The 16,909-nt window shown below is 72.0% G+C and carries 13 protein-coding genes and 1 riboswitch; of the genes, 10 read left to right on the forward strand and 3 right to left on the reverse strand.

All coding sequences use genetic code 11. The features are described 5' to 3' along the window. Positions 1-114: 114 nt before the first annotated feature. Positions 115-1,239, forward strand: a complete 1,125-nt coding sequence (locus EBH09_RS27570; protein WP_121749650.1) for a GTP-binding protein — start codon at positions 115-117, stop codon at positions 1,237-1,239. Here EBH09_RS27570 and EBH09_RS27575 read toward each other — a convergent pair. After that, the gene (locus EBH09_RS27575) at positions 1,236-3,692 is read right to left on the reverse strand and encodes a DNA topoisomerase IV subunit A (protein ID WP_121749651.1); all 2,457 of its coding nucleotides are present in this window, start codon (positions 3,690-3,692) and stop codon (positions 1,236-1,238) included. The two genes, EBH09_RS27570 and EBH09_RS27575, sit on opposite strands and share 4 nt — an antisense overlap. A gap of 321 nt (positions 3,693-4,013) precedes the next feature. Between EBH09_RS27575 and EBH09_RS27580 the strand changes: the two genes are divergently transcribed. From EBH09_RS27580 to EBH09_RS27595, 4 genes are all read left to right on the forward strand, one after another. Next, the gene (locus EBH09_RS27580; RefSeq protein WP_121749652.1) at positions 4,014-5,366 is read left to right on the forward strand and encodes a pitrilysin family protein; all 1,353 of its coding nucleotides are present in this window, start codon (positions 4,014-4,016) and stop codon (positions 5,364-5,366) included. Then, entirely contained in the window at positions 5,363-6,751 is a 1,389-nt protein-coding gene (locus EBH09_RS27585) for a pitrilysin family protein (protein WP_121749653.1), read from the forward strand. Before EBH09_RS27580 ends, EBH09_RS27585 begins: the two co-directional genes overlap by 4 nt. 191 nt (positions 6,752-6,942) lie before the next feature. After that, positions 6,943-7,105, forward strand: a riboswitch (cyclic di-AMP (ydaO/yuaA leader). A gap of 12 nt (positions 7,106-7,117) precedes the next feature. Beyond that, positions 7,118-7,882 carry a M23 family metallopeptidase gene (locus EBH09_RS27590; RefSeq protein WP_121749654.1) on the forward strand — a complete coding sequence of 255 codons (765 nt, stop codon included), beginning with the start codon at positions 7,118-7,120 and terminating at the stop codon, positions 7,880-7,882. A 198-nt stretch (positions 7,883-8,080) separates the two neighbouring features. Continuing rightward, positions 8,081-8,776 (forward strand): GntR family transcriptional regulator, encoded by a 696-nt coding sequence (locus EBH09_RS27595; protein WP_121749655.1) that lies wholly within the window; start codon positions 8,081-8,083, stop codon positions 8,774-8,776. 130 nt (positions 8,777-8,906) lie between these two features. Here EBH09_RS27595 and EBH09_RS27600 read toward each other — a convergent pair whose 3' ends face one another. Beyond that, positions 8,907-9,188: an HPr family phosphocarrier protein gene (locus tag EBH09_RS27600; protein WP_121749656.1), complete on the reverse strand. Its 282-nt coding sequence runs from the start codon at positions 9,186-9,188 to the stop codon at positions 8,907-8,909. Positions 9,189-9,385: 197 nt separating this feature from the next. On the opposite strand from EBH09_RS27600, the gene EBH09_RS27610 reads away from it, so the two are divergent. The 4 genes from EBH09_RS27610 (at position 9,386) to EBH09_RS27625 (ending at position 14,813) form a co-directional block, all read left to right on the forward strand. Further along, on the forward strand, positions 9,386-12,229 hold the full coding sequence (locus EBH09_RS27610; RefSeq protein ID WP_121749657.1) for a bifunctional GNAT family N-acetyltransferase/acetate--CoA ligase family protein: 2,844 nt from the start codon (positions 9,386-9,388) through the stop codon (positions 12,227-12,229). A gap of 62 nt (positions 12,230-12,291) precedes the next feature. Continuing rightward, on the forward strand, positions 12,292-12,888 hold the full coding sequence (locus EBH09_RS27615; protein WP_193776724.1) for a DUF5998 family protein: 597 nt from the start codon (positions 12,292-12,294) through the stop codon (positions 12,886-12,888). Further along, the gene (locus tag EBH09_RS27620) at positions 12,888-14,081 is read left to right on the forward strand and encodes a nucleotide pyrophosphatase/phosphodiesterase family protein (RefSeq protein WP_121749658.1); all 1,194 of its coding nucleotides are present in this window, start codon (positions 12,888-12,890) and stop codon (positions 14,079-14,081) included. The genes EBH09_RS27615 and EBH09_RS27620 overlap by 1 nt, the downstream gene beginning before the upstream one ends. A gap of 81 nt (positions 14,082-14,162) precedes the next feature. Beyond that, positions 14,163-14,813, forward strand: coding sequence for a thymidine kinase (locus EBH09_RS27625; RefSeq protein ID WP_121749659.1), 651 nt, complete (start codon positions 14,163-14,165; stop codon positions 14,811-14,813). On the opposite strand, the gene EBH09_RS27630 is transcribed toward EBH09_RS27625, so the two are convergent. Continuing rightward, positions 14,802-15,641 (reverse strand): VOC family protein, encoded by an 840-nt coding sequence (locus tag EBH09_RS27630; protein WP_121749660.1) that lies wholly within the window; start codon positions 15,639-15,641, stop codon positions 14,802-14,804. The two genes, EBH09_RS27625 and EBH09_RS27630, sit on opposite strands and share 12 nt — an antisense overlap. Before the next feature lie 253 nt (positions 15,642-15,894). Between EBH09_RS27630 and EBH09_RS27635 the strand changes: the two genes are divergently transcribed. Further along, entirely contained in the window at positions 15,895-16,746 is an 852-nt protein-coding gene (locus tag EBH09_RS27635) for a sulfurtransferase (protein WP_121749661.1), read from the forward strand. Positions 16,747-16,909 lie beyond the last annotated feature (163 nt).

Consider the following 16,909-nt stretch of genomic DNA (forward strand, 5'->3'; position numbering starts at 1 on the left):
AATCGTTCACTCGGCGGGCACTCCGCCGGCTCGTATCCTGAGCAGGCAGTTCCGTACGTGGGTGTACGCCCCGCCGCAGGCCGGCGTACGCGTAGGTGAGAGAGAGGTCGCACGGTGGGGCATCGCCCGACTCGGCAGCAGATCCCGGTCGTCGTACTCGCCGGATTCCTCGGCTCCGGAAAGACCACACTTCTCAACCACCTCCTCCACCGCAGCGGAGGCAGTCGCATCGGTGCCATCGTCAACGACTTCGGCTCGATCGAGATCGACGCGATGGCCGTGGCCGGCGCACTCGGCGACTCCACCGTCTCGCTCGGCAACGGGTGCCTGTGCTGTGCCGTCGACGTGAGTGAACTGGACGGGTACCTGGAGCGGCTCGCCCGCCCCGAGGCCGGCATCGACGTCATCGTCATCGAAGCCAGCGGCCTCGCGGAGCCGCAGGAACTGGTGCGGATGCTGCTGGCCAGCGAACAGCACGAGGTCGTCTACGGCGGACTCGTCGAGGTCGTCGACGCCGCCGAGTTCGACGCCACGCGCGACAGGCACCCCGAGATCGACCGGCATCTGGCGCTCGCCGACCTGATCGTGGTCAACAAGACCGACCGGGCTCCGAACGCCGAGCGCGTGCTCGCCCTCGTCCACTCGCTCGCGGACGGCGCCGCCGTGGCGCCCGCGACCTACGGGCGCATCGATCCGGAGTTCCTCTACGACTGCCGGCCGAGTGAGGAGCGCGTGGGACAGCTGTCCTTCGACGACCTGCACGACCACTCCAGGAGCGGTGCCCACGCCGAGCATCTGCACGCCGCCTACGACACCCTGTCGTTCGTCTCCGACCTGCCGATCGACCCGCGCCGGCTCATGCGGTTCCTCGACAGCCGGCCGGAGGGCCTGTACCGGATCAAGGGGTACGTCGACTTCGGCCCGTACGACACGCGGAACCGGTACGCCGTCCACGCCGTGGGGCGCTTCCTGCGCTTCTACCCGGAGCCCTGGGCATCCGCCGACGTCCGCCGCACCCAGCTCGTGCTCATCGGCTCCGGGATCGACGCGCCGGGCCTCGGCGAGGAACTCGACGCGTGCCGCAGGGACGCCGACGCCCCACCGGCCGACGAGCACGGAATGTGGGGCGTCCTGCGCTACGTACCGGACCCCGACGGCGAGGAACCGGACACCGCGGGGCCAGACGGCGAGGAACCGGGCGGCGCGGAACCGCCGCCCGGTGCCCGGGACGGGGCCTAGGCCGGTCCCGCCACCACCGCCACCGTCTTCGGCAGCGACACGCCCGAGCCGTCGCGGCGCGGGTCGATGTCCGGGAGCTGGGCGGGGGCGCCGTTCTTCTGCGCGGCGAGTGCCGGGGTGGCGCCCGCCCAGGCGAAGGCCAGGCAGTCCTCGCCCTTCAGGAACCGCTGGCAGCGCACGCCACCCGTGGCGCGGCCCTTGCGCGGATACTGGTCGAACGGCGTCAGCTTGGCCGTGGTCTGGACGGAGTCGTCGAGCGTGCCGCGCGAGCCGGCGACCGTGAACACCACCGCCTCCGCCGCCGGGTCCACCGCCGTGAAGGAGATGACCTTGGCGCCGTCGGCGAGCTTGACGCCCGCCACACCGCCCGCCGGACGGCCCTGCGGGCGGACCTGCGAGGCCTGGTAGCGCAGCAGCTGCGCGTCGTCCGTGATGAAGACCAGGTCCTCGTCGCCGGTGCGCAACTCGGCGCCGCCGACGAGCCGGTCGCCTTCCTTGAGGGCGATGACCTCCAACTCGTCCTTGTTGGACGGGTAGTCGGGCACCACACGCTTGACGACGCCCTGTTCCGTGCCGAGCGCCAGGCCGGGTGAGGACTCGTCCAGGGTGGTCAGGCAGATGACCGCCTCGCCGTCCTCCAGGGTCACGAACTCCGCCAGCGGCGCACCACCCGAGAGGTTCGGCGTCGGCATGGGCTCCGGGAGCTGGGGCAGGTCCACGACGTTCACCCGCAGCAGGCGCCCGGCCGACGTCACCACTCCCACCTCGCCGCGAGCCGTGGCCGGCACCGCCGAGACGATCAGGTCGTGCTTGACACGCTTGGCGCCGGCCTCCGTGACGAGGGGCTCGTCGTTCGCGGTGCGGGCCAGCAGGCCCGTCGAGGACAGCAGTACCCGGCACGGGTCGTCCGCCACCTGGAGCGGAACCGCGGCGACCGGGGCGCCGGACGACTCCAGCAGCATCGTGCGGCGGTCGGTGCCGAACTTCTTGGCCACCGCGGCCAGTTCGGTCGAGACGAGCTTGCGCAGCTCCGCGTCCGAGTCGAGGATCCGGGTCAGCTCCTCGATCTCCGCGTTCAGCCGTTCCTTCTCCGACTCCAGCTCGATGCGGTCGTACTTGGTGAGCCGGCGCAGCGGCGTGTCCAGGATGTACTGGGTCTGGACGTCGCTGAGCGAGAAGTGCTCGATCAGGCGCTGCTTGGCCTGTGCGGAGTTCTCACTGGAGCGGATGAGGCGGATGACCTCGTCGATGTCGACCAGCGCGGTGAGCAGGCCCTCGACCAGGTGCAGACGGTCGCGCTTCTTGCTCCGGCGGAACTCGCTGCGGCGCCGCACGACGTTGAAGCGGTGGTCGAGATAGACCTCCAGCAGCTCCTTGAGGCCCAGTGTCAGCGGCTGGCCGTCCACCAGGGCGACGTTGTTGATGCCGAAGGACTCCTCCATCGGCGTCAGTTTGTAGAGCTGTTCCAGGACCGCCTCGGGCACGAAGCCGTTCTTGATCTCGATGACCAGGCGCAGGCCGTGCTCGCGGTCGGTGAGGTCCTTGACGTCGGCGATTCCCTGCAGCTTCTTCGAGCCGACCAGGTCCTTGATCTTGGCGATCACCTTCTCCGGGCCGACCGCGAAGGGCAGCTCGGTCACGACGAGACCCTTGCGGCGGGCGGTCACGGTGTCCACGGCGACCGTCGCCCGGATCTTGAACGTGCCGCGGCCCGTCTCATAGGCGTCCCGGATGCCGGGCAGGCCGACGATCCGGCCGCCGGTGGGCAGGTCGGGGCCCGGAACGTGCTTCATCAGGGCTTCGAGGTCCGCGTTCGGGTACCGGATCAGGTGCCGGGCGGCCGCGATCACTTCGCGCAGATTGTGCGGCGGCATGTTCGTGGCCATGCCGACCGCGATGCCGGAGGCGCCGTTGACCAGCAGGTTCGGGAAGGCGGCGGGCAGCGCCACCGGCTCCTGCTCCTGGCCGTCGTAGTTGGGGCCGAAGTCGACGGTGTCCTCGTCGATGGACTCCGTCATCAGGCTGGTGGCCTCGGCCATCCGGCACTCGGTGTACCGCATGGCGGCCGGCGGGTCGTCGTTGCCCAGGGAACCGAAGTTGCCGTGGCCGTCGACCAGGGGAACGCGCATGGAGAACGGCTGGGCCATGCGCACCAGGGCGTCGTAGATCGACGCGTCGCCGTGCGGGTGCAGCTTGCCCATGACCTCGCCGACGACGCGGGCGCACTTCACGTAACTGCGCTCGGGCCGCAGGCCCATCTCGTTCATCTGGTAGACGATGCGGCGGTGCACCGGCTTGAGGCCGTCGCGGGCGTCCGGCAGCGCCCGGGAGTAGATGACCGAGTACGCGTACTCGAGGAAGGAGCCCTGCATCTCGTCGACGACGTCGATGTCGAGGATCTTCTCCTCGTACGAGTCGTCGGGCGGCGGGGTCTTCGTACTACGGCGGGCCATCGCTGCCGGCTCCTTGCTGAAGCGTGAACGGTGATCTGACGCGGTCCATTGTGGACCGCGGCACTGACAGCGACCGACCAGGACCCGTCACGGGCTGCCCGGCCCGGCGCTGCCCGCAGGGTACGCCCTCGTCCCGCGCCCCCGCCCCGGTCGGCCCGCTCGGGCCGCCGAGCCCGTTCTCGCTCTCGGCGTACGAGGTCCGGGAACTCCACCGGTGGCCCGCACGCTTGCATACAGTGGCAGGATCGGCGGAATTCCGCAGTTCCGCCCAATGATCCACCAAGTGTTTCCACCAAGAATTTCGCGATCGAAGGGACGTACATGCCCATGGGTCACACGGCCACAGCCCAGGCAGGCTCCGGCGGCCTGACAGCGACCGAGCACCGCCTGGCCAACGGCCTGCGCGTGGTGCTCTCCGAGGACCACCTGACCCCGGTCGCGGCGGTGTGCCTCTGGTACGACGTCGGCTCGCGCCACGAAGTCAAGGGACGTACCGGCCTGGCTCACCTTTTCGAGCACCTCATGTTCCAGGGCTCCGCCCAGGTCAAGGGCAACGGCCACTTCGAGCTGGTGCAGGGCGCCGGCGGCTCGCTCAACGGCACCACCAGCTTCGAGCGCACCAACTACTTCGAGACCATGCCCGCCCACCAGCTGGAGCTCGCCCTCTGGCTGGAGGCCGACCGGATGGGCTCCCTGCTGTCCGCGCTGGACGACGAGTCGATGGAGAACCAGCGGGACGTCGTGAAGAACGAGCGCCGCCAGCGCTACGACAACGTCCCCTACGGCACCGCGTTCGAGAAGCTGACCGCCCTCGCCTACCCGGAGGGCCACCCCTACCACCACACGCCCATCGGCTCCATGGCCGACCTGGACGCGGCGACGCTGGAGGACGCGCGCGCGTTCTTCCGCACCTACTACGCGCCGAACAACGCGGTGCTCTCGGTCGTCGGCGACATCGACCCCGAGCAGACGCTCGCCTGGATCGAGAAGTACTTCGGCTCCATCGCCTCGCACGACGGCAAGCAGCCCCCCCGGGACGGCTCGCTGCCCGACGTCATGGGCGGGCAGCTGCGCGAGGTGGTCGAGGAGGAGGTCCCGGCCCGCGCCCTGATGGCGGCATACCGTCTGCCGGAGGACGGCACGCGCGCGTGCGACGCGGCCGACCTGGCCCTCACCGTCCTGGGCGGCGGTGAGTCGTCCCGCCTGTACAACCGGCTGGTGCGGCGCGACCGCACGGCCGTCGCCGCCGGCTTCGGTCTGCTGCGGCTCGCCGGAGCGCCCTCCCTGGGGTGGCTGGACGTGAAGACGTCCGGTGACTTCGAGGTGCCGGTCATCGAGACCGCCATCGACGAGGAACTCGCCCGGTTCGCCGAGGAGGGCCCGACGGCAGAGGAGATGGAGCGCGCCCAGGCCCAGTTGGAGCGCGAGTGGCTGGACCGCCTGGGCACGGTCGCGGGCCGCGCCGACGAACTGTGCCGGTACGCCGTCCTGTTCGGCGACCCGCAGCTCGCCCTCACTGCCGTGCAGCGGGTGCTGGAGGTGACGGCCGAGGAGGTCCAGGAGGTCGCCAAGGCCCGCCTGCGCCCCGACAACCGCGCGGTGCTCGTCTACGAGCCGACCACCCCCGCCGACGAGAACGACGCCACCGACGAGAACGAGGAGGCGGCCAAGTGACCGAGCTCGCCACCATGGAATTCCACTCCCAGCCGCAGGCCGGCGAGCCCAAGCCGTGGGCGTTCCCGGCCCCCGAGCGCGGCAGCCTCGACAACGGCCTCACCGTGCTGCGCTGCCATCGTCCCGGCCAGCAGGTCGTCGCCGTGGAGGTGCTCCTCGACGCGCCCCTGGACGCCGAGCCGGCCGGCCTCGACGGTGTCGCCACGATCATGGCGCGCGCCTTCTCCGAGGGCACCGACAAGCACTCCGCCGAGGACTTCGCCGCCGAACTGGAGCGCTGCGGTGCCACCCTCGACGCACACGCCGACCACCCCGGCGTCCGGCTGAGCCTGGAGGTGCCGGCCTCACGCCTCGCCAAGGCCCTGGGCCTGGTCGCCGACGCGCTCAGGGCCCCCGCGTTCGCGGACAGCGAGGTCGAACGGCTGGTCCGCAACCGGCTCGACGAGATCCCGCACGAGCTGGCCAACCCTTCGCGCCGCGCGGCCAAGGAACTCTCCAAGGAACTGTTCCCGGCCGGGACCCGTATGTCGCGCCCGCGCCAGGGCACGGAGGAGACGGTCGCGAGCATCGACTCGGCGGCCGTGCGCGCCTTCTACGAGAAGCACGTCCGGCCCGCCACCGCCACCGCCGTGGTCGTCGGCGACCTCACCGGCGTCGACCTCGACGCGCTGCTCGGCGAGACGCTGGGCGCGTGGACCGGCTCCGTGGCCGAAGCCCGTCCCGTACCCCCGGTGAGCGCCGACGACACCGGCCGGGTCGTCATCGTGGACCGCCCCGGTGCCGTCCAGACGCAGTTGCTGATCGGCCGCACCGGCGCCGACCGGCACGACCGCGTGTGGCCCGCGCAGGTGCTCGGCACCTACTGCCTCGGCGGGACCCTCACCTCGCGCCTGGACCGCGTCCTGCGCGAGGAGAAGGGCTACACCTACGGCGTACGGGCGTTCGGTCAGGTCATGCGCTCCGCGCCCGACGGCACGGGCGCCGCGATGCTCGCCATCAGCGGCTCCGTGGACACCCCCAACACCGGTCCCGCCCTGGAGGACCTGTGGACGGTGCTGCGCAAGCTCGCCGCGGAAGGTCTCACCGACGCCGAGCGTGACGTGGCCGTGCAGAACCTGGTGGGCGTGGCGCCGCTGAAGTACGAGACGGCGGCGGCCGTGGCGAGCACGCTGGCCGACCAGGTCGAGCAGCACCTGCCCGACGACTACCAGGCCACGCTCTACCGCCAACTCGCCGCCACGGGCACCGTGGAGGCCACGGCGGCGGTCGTGAACGCCTTCCCGGTGGACCGTCTGGTGACGGTCCTCGTCGGCGACGCGGCGCAGATCAAGGAGCCGGTCGAGGCCCTCGGCATCGGTGAAGTCACCGTGGTGGCGGCCGAGTAGCGGCACACGCGCGCGGCGGCCCTGGTGACCGGAGTGTCACCAGGGCCGTCATTTGTCCGAATTGAGGGAGAGGCGGCCTGTCTGCCCTGTGGCGTGCGCTACAAAAGTCTTGTTGCGTTTGAGGATTGAACGCAGCCGCGTTTAGCGTCATCCAGGCTGTTCGTCAGGCAGTGCGCCGCACCCGCGGCACCGGACAGTCATCGCCGAGTCCCCGTACGGCGCGAGCCAGGGGAGCCGGGGACCCATCGCAGTCCCTGGGGTGAATCGGACGCCCGCGCGCAGCGAGGGGGTCCGTAGGAGACCTTCCACCTCCGAACCCGTCAGCTAACCCGGTAGGCGAGAGGGAAGGAAAGGACCAGCCTCTACATGGCGTTCACGCGCGCCACCGGGAAGCACCGTCGTCCCAGCCGGGTGCACCGCACCACCGCCCGCGCGGCGGGTGTCGCGGCCCTCGCCACCACCGGCGTCGTCGGCACCCTCGCGGCTCCGGCGCTCGCCGCCGAGCCCCAGGCTGAGCAGAGCGGACTCACCCCGGTCATCACCATCGGCGACTCCATAGCCGACGAGATCGACGCCCAGGCCACCGCGCAGGAGCAGGCGGCCCTGCACGCCGCCGCCCGTGAGGCGGCCCAGGAGGCCGCGCGCGAGCGGGCGGCCGAGGCGGCCAAGGAGGCGCGCGAGGCCAAGGAGCGCGCCGCGCGCGAGGCGGAGCGCAAGCGCCTCAACACCTTCGTGTCGCCGATCACCGCCTCCTACGTCTCCACCGCCTACCAGGCCGGCAGCTCGCTGTGGTCCTCCGGCAGCCACACCGGCATCGACTTCCACGCCTCCAGCGGCACGTCCGTGCACGCGGTCGGCGTCGGCACCGTCGTCGAGGCCGGCTGGGGCGGGGCGTACGGCAACCAGGTCGTGATCAAGATGCACGACGGCACGTACACGCAGTACGGCCACCTGTCGTCCATCGGCGTCTCGGTCGGCCAGGCGGTCGTCCCCGGGCAGCAGATCGGCCTGTCCGGCGCCACCGGCAACGTCACCGGACCGCACCTGCACTTCGAGGCCCGTACGAGCCCCGAGTACGGCTCGGACCTGGACCCCGTCGCCTACCTCCGCTCCCACGGCGTGAACGTCTGACGACGGACGGCACGACATCCGAAAGCCCCGGCTCCCCGAGCCGGGGCTTTTGGATTCTTTTCCCTCGGCGGAAGCGTCGCTGACCAAAAAATTGCCATGAAATCCGACCTGCCGTCGGAATATGCGCTTGATTGGCCTAGAGTCACTGAGCACACGTCAATCGTCGACGTTTCACGGGGATTAAGGCGGAGGTCGGGCATGCGTATTCCGGCGCACTCGGTGTGTACGGCGATCCGGGACGACATCGTCACCGGCGTCCACGGACGCGGCAGTCGGCTCACCGAGGAACTCCTGGCCCGTCGCTACGGCGTCTCCCGCGTCCCGGTCCGTGAGGCCCTGCGCACGCTGGAGGCCGAGGGCTTCGTGGTGACGCGGCGGCACGCGGGCGCGTGCGTCGCGGAACCCACCGAGCAGGAGGCCACCGACCTGCTGGAGACGCGCACGCTCCTCGAACCCCTCGGCGCCTCCCGGGCCGCCCGGCGCCGCACCGAGGCCCACCTCAAGGTGCTGCGCGGGCTGGTCAGGCTGGGGCAGGAGCGCGCCAGGCAGGGCAACAGCGAGGATCTGCGCTCACTGGACGGGTGGTTCCACGAGACCCTCGCCCAGGCCGTCGGCAGCCCTTCGCTGACGGCCTTGCTGACCCAGCTGCGCCACAAGATCGCCTGGATGTACGTCGTGGAGGCGTCCGCCGGGCCCGTGGAGTGCTGGGCGGAGCACGGCGCGATCGTCGACGCGGTGGCCCGGGGCGACGGCGAGCGCGCGCGGGCGCTCATGACGCTGCACACCGAGCGGTCGACGCCGGCGCACCGGCTGCGATTCGTCTCCGGGGGTGAGCGGGCGGAGCGTGTGAGGAAATCGCAACGTCCCGTAAACATGCCGAGCCTGCGGTATTAACACGGGCGCCGTATACAAAGAGGGATTAATTCGGGGGGCTATTTCCTGCTGCCCATGAAAACGGGGAAGTGGAAATAGAAAACAAGAGGCCCGCCCGGTGGTCCGGGCGGGCCTTTCGGTGTCGCGTTGCTCAGACGGTCTCGGGGAGTTCCTCGAGCCCCTCGGCGACCAGCTTCGCCAGCCGGTCCAGGGCGACGTCCGCGCCCTCGGCGTCGGCGGCGAGGACGATCTCCTCGCCGCCCTGGGCGCCGAGGCCGAGGACGGCCAGCATGGAGGCCGCGTTGACGGGGGACCCGTCGGCCTTGGCGATCGTCACCGGGACGCCTGTGGCCGTGGCGGCTCGGACGAAGATGGAGGCGGGGCGGGCGTGGAGACCCTCGGCCCAGCCGACGTTGACGCGGCGCTCAGCCATGTGATGCTGCCCTTCAGGTTTTCAGGGGTTCAGGTTGTCTAGACCAGTCTTGTCTAGACCAGTTTCCCACATCGTGAAGCTTGCGAGGACGGCTGCTGCCGTCCCGTGTGGTCGTCGGACCGCGGCCTCGGCCCGACCTTCCGTCCTCCACAGACTGCCTCGCGCCGTTGTCGTACGCGAGCCGTACTCTGGGGCCCATGCAGACCTCGTCGGACCGGCACGAGTACCCCGCCCACTGGGAAGCCGACGTGGTGCTGCGCGACGGCGGCACCGCGCGCGTCCGCCCCATCACCGTTGATGACGCCGAGCGCCTGGTCAGCTTCTACGAGCAGGTCTCCGACGAGTCGAAGTACTACCGCTTCTTCGCGCCGTACCCTCGCCTGTCCGCCAAGGACGTCCACCGCTTCACGCACCACGACTTTGTGGACCGGGTGGGACTCGCGGCCACCATCGGCGGCGAGTTCATCGCCACCGTACGCTACGACCGGATCGGCGCCGGTGGAACACCCGCCTCCGCACCGGCCGACGAGGCCGAGGTCGCCTTCCTCGTCCAGGACGCCCACCAGGGGCGCGGCGTCGCCTCCGCGCTGCTGGAGCACGTCGCCGCCGTCGCCCGCGAGCGCGGCATCCGCCGCTTCGCCGCCGAGGTGCTGCCCGCCAACACCAAGATGATCAAGGTGTTCATGGATGCCGGGTACACCCAGAAGCGGAGCTTCGAGGACGGTGTGGTCCGTCTGGAGTTCGATCTCGAACCGACCGACCGCTCGCTCGCCGTGCAGTACGCGCGCGAGCACCGCGCGGAGGCGCGTTCGGTTCAGCGGTTGTTGCAGCCCGGCTCGGTGGCGGTCATCGGCACCGGCCGCACACCGGGAGGCGTCGGCCGCAGCATCCTCGGCAACATCCGCGACGCGGGCTACACCGGCCGGCTGTACGCCGTGAACAAGGCCCTGCCCGAGGCGCGGAAGGAGCTCGACGGAGTGCCCGCCTGCCGCTCGGTGCGCGAGATCGACGGGCCCGTCGACCTCGCCGTCGTCACCGTGCCCGCCGAGCACGTCCCCGAGGTCGTCACCGAGTGCGGCGAGCACGGCGTGCAGGGCCTCGTCGTGATCTCCGCCGGGTATGCCGACAGCGGCCCGGAAGGACGCGAACGACAGCGCGCCCTCGTGCGGCACGCGCGCACGTACGGCATGCGGATCATCGGGCCCAACGCCTTCGGGATCATCAACTCGTCCCCCCAGGTGCGGCTCAACGCCTCCCTCGCCCCCGAGATGCCGCGCCCCGGCCGGATCGGGCTGTTCGCCCAGTCCGGTGCCATCGGCATCGCCCTGCTGTCCCGGCTGCACCGGCGCGGCGGCGGGGTCACCGGCGTCACCGGCGTGTCGACCTTCGTCTCCTCCGGCAACCGGGCCGACGTCTCCGGCAACGACGTATTGCAGTACTGGTACGACGACCCGGAGACCGACGTCGCGCTGATGTACCTGGAGTCCATCGGCAATCCGCGCAAGTTCACCCGCCTGGCCCGGCGGACGGCGGCCGTCAAGCCGCTGGTCGTGGTGCAGGGCGCCCGGCACGGCGGCGTGGCACCGCAGGGACACGCGGTTCGAGCGACGCGGCTGCCCCACGCGACCGTCTCCGCGCTGCTGCGGCAGGCCGGTGTGATCCGCGTCGACACGATCACCGACCTGGTCGACGCCGGGCTGCTCCTCGCCCGCCAGCCGTTGCCCGCCGGCCCGAGGGTGGCGATCCTGGGGAACTCCGAATCCCTCGGCCTTCTGACGTACGACGCCTGCCTCTCCGAGGGGCTGCGGCCGCACTCGCCCCTGGACCTGACGACGGCGGCCTCGGCGGACGACTTCCACGCGGCTCTCTCCCGCGCCCTGGCCGACGACACGTGTGACGCCGTGGTGGTGACGGCCATCCCGACGGTGGGGGAGGGCTCGGCCGGTGACGCGGCGCTGGCGGACGCCCTGCGGTCGGCGGTGGCCGCGGCGCCCGGCAAGCCGGTCCTGGTGGTCCACGTCGAACTGGGCGGCCTCGCGGAAGCCCTGTCCGCGGCGACGAGCACGGCGCCGCAGGCCACCGCGAGCACGGCGCCCCGGACGGCGTCGAGCGCCCCTGAGGAGTCCCGCTCCGCAGCCCCGGCACCGCGGCTGCCCTCCGTCGAGGCTCCGGAAGGGACCCACCACATCCCCGCCTACCCCGCCGCCGAACGGACCGTCCGCGCCCTCGCGCAGGCCGTCGCATACGCCCAGTGGCGAGGTGACGCCGCCGACCCCGGGAAGGTGCCGGAGTACGAGGACATCGACGAGAAGGGTGCCGCCGGACTGATAGCCGGGCACCTCGCGCGCGGGCAGGGGCTCACCCTCGGCACGCAGGAGACCTGCGACCTGCTCGGCAGGTACGGCATCCACGTCCACCGCGCCCTGCCCGCCCCCGCCCCCGACGACGCCGTCGCCGCCGCGCGGACCATCGGCTACCCCGTCGCCCTCAAGGCCACCGCCCCGCACCTGCGCCACCGCGCCGACCTGGGCGGCGTACGCCTGGACCTCGCGGACGAGGAGCAACTGCGTCGCGCGTACGCCGAGTTGACCGATTTGTTCGGGAAGCCCCAGGAACTGCGACCGGTGGTGCAGGGCATGGCACCGCGCGGCGTCGACACGGTCGTGCGGGCGGTCATCGACCCGGCGGCCGGTGCGGTGCTCTCCTTCGGGCTCGCCGGTGCGGCCACCCAGCTGCTCGGCGACACGGCGCACCGGCTGATCCCGGTCACCGACCGGGAGGCCACCTCGCTCATCCGCTCGATCCGCACGGCCCCCCTGCTCTTCGGCTGGCGCGGCTCGGCCCCGGTCGACAGCTCCGCCCTGGAGGAGCTGCTGCTGCGGGTCTCCCGGCTGGTCGACGACCATCCGGAGGTCGTCGCGGTCACCCTGGAACCGGTCGTCGTCGCCCCGCGCGGCCTGAGCGTCCTCGGCGCCTCCGTCCGCCTCGCGCCGCCTCCTGCCAGGGACGACCTCGGCCCGCGGACCCTGCCGGCGTACTGACCGCCCGCGGCCGGGGCCGGGTACCGCACGAGCGTGCCTCGCAGTCGGTGCGCCCCCGTAGGATGGACGGCATGGCCAAGACCAGTACGACGACCCAGGGGCTGCGAGCGGCGATCGAGCGCAGCGGCTACTACCCGGCCCTCGTGGCCGATGCGGTGGAGGCCGCCGTGGGCGGCGAGCCCGTCAGGTCGTACCTGGTCCATCAGGAGACGACGTTCGACCAGAACGAGGTGCGCCGGCACGTGACCGTGCTGGTGCTCACCGGCAACCGCTTCATCGTCAGCCACACCGACGAGCAGGCCGCCGACGACACCTCTCCGACGCCGTACGCCACGACCTCCACGGAGTCCGTCAAGCTCGGCCGGATCTCGTCCATCGTCGTCAGCCGCGTGGTCGCCAACCCGGAGCAGTACAAGCCGGGCACGCTGCCCCGCGAGATCGTGCTGACCATCGGCTGGGGCGCAGTCTCCCGCCTCGACCTGGAGCCGGCCGCCTGCGGCGACCCCAACTGCGAGGCCGACCACGGCTACACGGGCAGTTCGACGGCCGACGACCTCAGCCTGCGCGTCAGCGAGGCCGGGGACGGCCCGGAGACTGTGCGCCAGGCGCTCGCCTTCGCCCAGGCCCTCTCCGAGGCGACCGCGGATTCCGCCCGCTGATGGTGCAGCCCGCCGCCTGGGACACCGACCCGGAGCCTCTCCCCGTCGACTCCGCCCCCGTACCCGAGTACGGCACGGGCTCGCTCGCCGACCTGCTGCCCACCCTGGCCGCCGGCCTCGGCGTCCCCGGCATGACCGCGGGCATCGCGGAGCTGACCCCGGCCGACCGGAACTGCGTGTTCCTGATCGACGGCCTCGGCTGGGAGCAACTGCTCGCGCACCCGGAGGACGCCCCCTTCCTCAGCTCGTTGCTTGCCACCTCGCGCGGCGGCACCGGACGCCCGATCACCGCCGGCTACCCGGCGACCACCGCGACCTCCCTCGCCTCCGTCGGCACCGGCCTGCCACCGGGCGCCCACGGCCTGCCCGGCTACACCGTGCGCGATCCCGCCACCGGCGCGCTGATGAACCAGCTGCGCTGGCAGCCGTGGACCGCGCCGGGCCCCTGGCAGCCGTACCCCACCGTCTTCCAGCTCGCCCACGAGGCGGGCGTGCGCGCCGCCCAGGTCTCCTCCCCGACCTTCGCGAACACCCCGCTGACCAAGGTCGCGCTCAGCGGCGGAACGTTCCACGGGCGGCTGTCCGGCGAGGACCGGATGGACTGCGCCGCCGAGCAACTGGCCGGCGCCGACCGCGCCCTCGTCTACACGTACTACGCCGAGGTCGACGGCGCCGGCCACCGCTTCGGCGTCGACTCCGACACCTGGCGCGGCCAGCTCGGGCACGTCGACCGGCTCGTCCAGCGCCTCGCCGAGCAGCTGCCGCCGCGCAGCGCCCTGTACGTCACCGCCGACCACGGCATGGTCGACGTGCCCTTCGACGAGGACCACCGCATCGACTTCGACGACGACTGGGAGCTGAAGGCGGGCGTCGCCCTCCTCGGCGGCGAGGGGCGCGCCCGGCACGTCTACGCCGTCCCCGGCGCGGCGAACGACGTGCTGACCTGCTGGCGCGAGGTGCTCGGCGAGCAGTTCTGGGTGGCGTCGCGGGACGAGGCGGTCGCGGCGGGCTGGTTCGGCCCCCGCATCGACGAACGGGTGTACGGCCGCATCGGCGACGTGGTCGCCGCCGCGCGGGACGACGTTCTGCTCATCGCCTCCGAGCGGGAGCCGAAGGAGTCGGCGATGGTCGGCAACCACGGATCGATGACCCCTGCCGAACAACTCGTCCCCCTGCTCGAAGTACGCTCCTGAAGCCCTGCTCCCATCCCGCCCTGCTCCCATCGCATCCCGCCCCGCTTCCCGCCGCCGCTGCCGAAAGGTGCTCAATCCCTCATGTCCGAGTTGGTCTTCTTCTCCGGAACGATGGACTGCGGGAAGTCGACACTGGCTCTCCAGATCGAGCACAACCGCTCGGCGCGCGGTCTGGCCGGCATGATCTTCACCCGCGACGACCGCGCGGGCGAGGGCAAGCTCTCCTCCCGCCTGGGCCTGGTCACCGACGCGGTGGAGGTCGAGGACGGACAGGACCTGTACGCCTACGTCGTCGACCACCTCTCGCAGGGCGGACGCGCGGACTACGTGATCGCGGACGAGGCGCAGTTCCTCGCGCCGGACCAGATCGACCAGCTCGCGCGCGTGGTCGACGATCTCGGCATGGACGTGTACGCCTTCGGCATCACCACCGACTTCCGCTCCAAGCTGTTCCCCGGCTCCCAGCGCCTGGTCGAACTCGCCGACCGCGTCGAGGTGCTCCAGGTCGAGGCCCTGTGCTGGTGCGGTGCCCGCGCCACGCACAACGCCCGCACCGTGGGCGGTGTCATGGTCGTCGAGGGGGCCCAGGTGGTCGTCGGCGACGTGGCCCAGTCCCCCGACGAGATCGGCTACGAGGTGTTGTGCCGACGGCACCACCGGCGCCGTACGACCGCCGCGACGGCCCGCGCGGCGGCGCTGTCACCGGACGTGCTGCCGGTGTCACCCGCCTGAGCGACTCCGCGACCCCGCGGCCGGGCCCCGTCGGCTCTCCAGCAGCGAGAACCGCGCCCCTTCCGGGTCCGCCACCATCGCGGACCGGCCATGGGCGGTGTCCCGGGCCGGTCTGAGTACGTGCCCGCCCAGATCGGCGAGGTGCTCCAGGGACTCCTGCGCGTCGGCCACCTCGAAGTACGTCACCCAGTGCGGCCCCCGGTCACGGGGCAGGGCGTTGCCGACGCCGTGGATGCCGGCGACGGGGCGGCCTTCGAGGCACAGCGTCACGTAGTCGAAGTCGGCGGAGACCTCCGGCACCAGTTCGAAGCCGAAAACCGTCTCGTAGAACTTGGCGACGCTCGCCGACTCGAAGGTCATCAGTTCGTTCCACACCGGTGTGCCGGGCACGTCCGTGACGGCCGTGCCGAGGTGCGCCGCCGCCTGCCAGATGCCGAAGACGGCGCCCGACGGGTCGGAGCCGATGGCCAGGCGGCCGGCCTCGCCCGCGTCCAGCGGGCCCACGCCGATCGTGCCACCGCACAGGCGTACCGTTTCGGCCGTCCGGTTGACGTCGTCGGAGGCGAAGTAGGGCGTCCAGGCGATGGGCAGGTGCCGGTCCGGGGGCAGTTGGCCGATACCCGCCACCTCGCGCCCGTCGATCAGGGCACGCGCGTAGGGGCCCAACTGCTGAGGGCCGGGCTGGAACTCCCAGCCGAACAGCGCGCCGTAGAACTCCTGGGTCGCGGCCGGTCCGTGCACCATCAGACTCACCCAGCAGGGTGTGCCGGGCGTGTGCCGGGCGTGCGTCTCGCCGTTCCGGCCGGCCGACCCCCGTGCGTCGGTCATCGTCACTCTCTTCTCGGCCCTCCGCGGGCCGTGCGTCCGCTTCCGCCTGACGGATTCCGCTCTGACGGACCTTCGCGCCGATGCCGGCACCGGATCCGGTGCCGCACGTCTCGGGCGCGCCCGTGGGGCAGCCCGGGGCTGTACGGGTAGTACAGCATGTGCCCGAACCCGTACGCCTCGTGATCGGTACTGTCCGGCGGGCAGAGTAGCCCGACATCGACGCGGCGGCCACTCGGTACGCCAGGATGGGGCCATGAACGCCACCATCTCCGCATCGCAACTCGCGACCGAACTGGCGGACGCGAACCCGCCGGTCCTGCTCGACGTCCGCTGGCAGTTGAGCACGGCCAAGGCGGCCGGCGCCCCGCCGTTCGACGGCCGGGCCGAGTACGCCGCCGGGCACCTTCCCGGTGCGGTCTTCGTCGACCTGGACAGGGAACTCGCCTCCGCGCCCGGCGGAGGCGGCCGGCATCCGTTGCCCGACGTGGCGGTGTTCGGCGCGGCGATGCGCCGCGCGGGCGTGTCGCCCGGCCGGCCGGTCGTCGTGTACGACGGTGGCCAAGGATGGGCGGCGGCTCGCGCCTGGTGGCTGCTGCGCTGGACGGGTCACCCGAACGTGCGGGTGCTGGACGGCGGGTTGCCGACCTGGGAGGCACCGCTGTCGACCGACGTTCCCGCGCCCACGGAGGGCGACTTCACTCCGGAGCCGGGCGCGGCGGGGCTGCTGGACGCCGACGGGGCCGCCGCGCTGGCCCGCTCCGGGGTGCTGCTCGACGCCCGCGCGGGGGAGCGGTACCGGGGCGAGGTCGAGCCGATCGACCCGGTGGGTGGTCACATCCCGGGCGCCGTGTCCGCGCCGACGACGGACAACGTGGCGCCGGACGGCCGGTTCCTGCCCGCGGATGAACTCCGCGCCCGCTTCAAGACGTTGGGCGCGACGGAGGGCGACGAGGTGGGTGTGTACTGCGGCTCGGGCGTGTCGGGCGCCCATGAGGTGCTCGCGCTGGCGGTGGCGGGCATTCCGGCGGCGCTGTATGTGGGCTCGTGGTCGGAGTGGTCGTCGGATCCGGGACGGCCGGTCGCCGTGGGGCCGGACCCGCAGTAGGCCTGGCGGAGGAGTGGTGGGGCCGCGTCCCGGGGCAAGTGGGGCCGGGTTCGAGCAGGTAGGGCCGGCCCCGGGCAGAGCCGAACCGACGAGGGCCTGGCGGGCAGGCCCGGCGCAGGGGCGGCGAAGCCGCAGCGGGGCCCACCGCGCAGTCGGCCCGACG

Source organism: Streptomyces sp. E2N166 (assembly GCF_003671715.1).
GTDB classification, from domain to species: domain Bacteria; phylum Actinomycetota; class Actinomycetes; order Streptomycetales; family Streptomycetaceae; genus Streptomyces; species Streptomyces thinghirensis.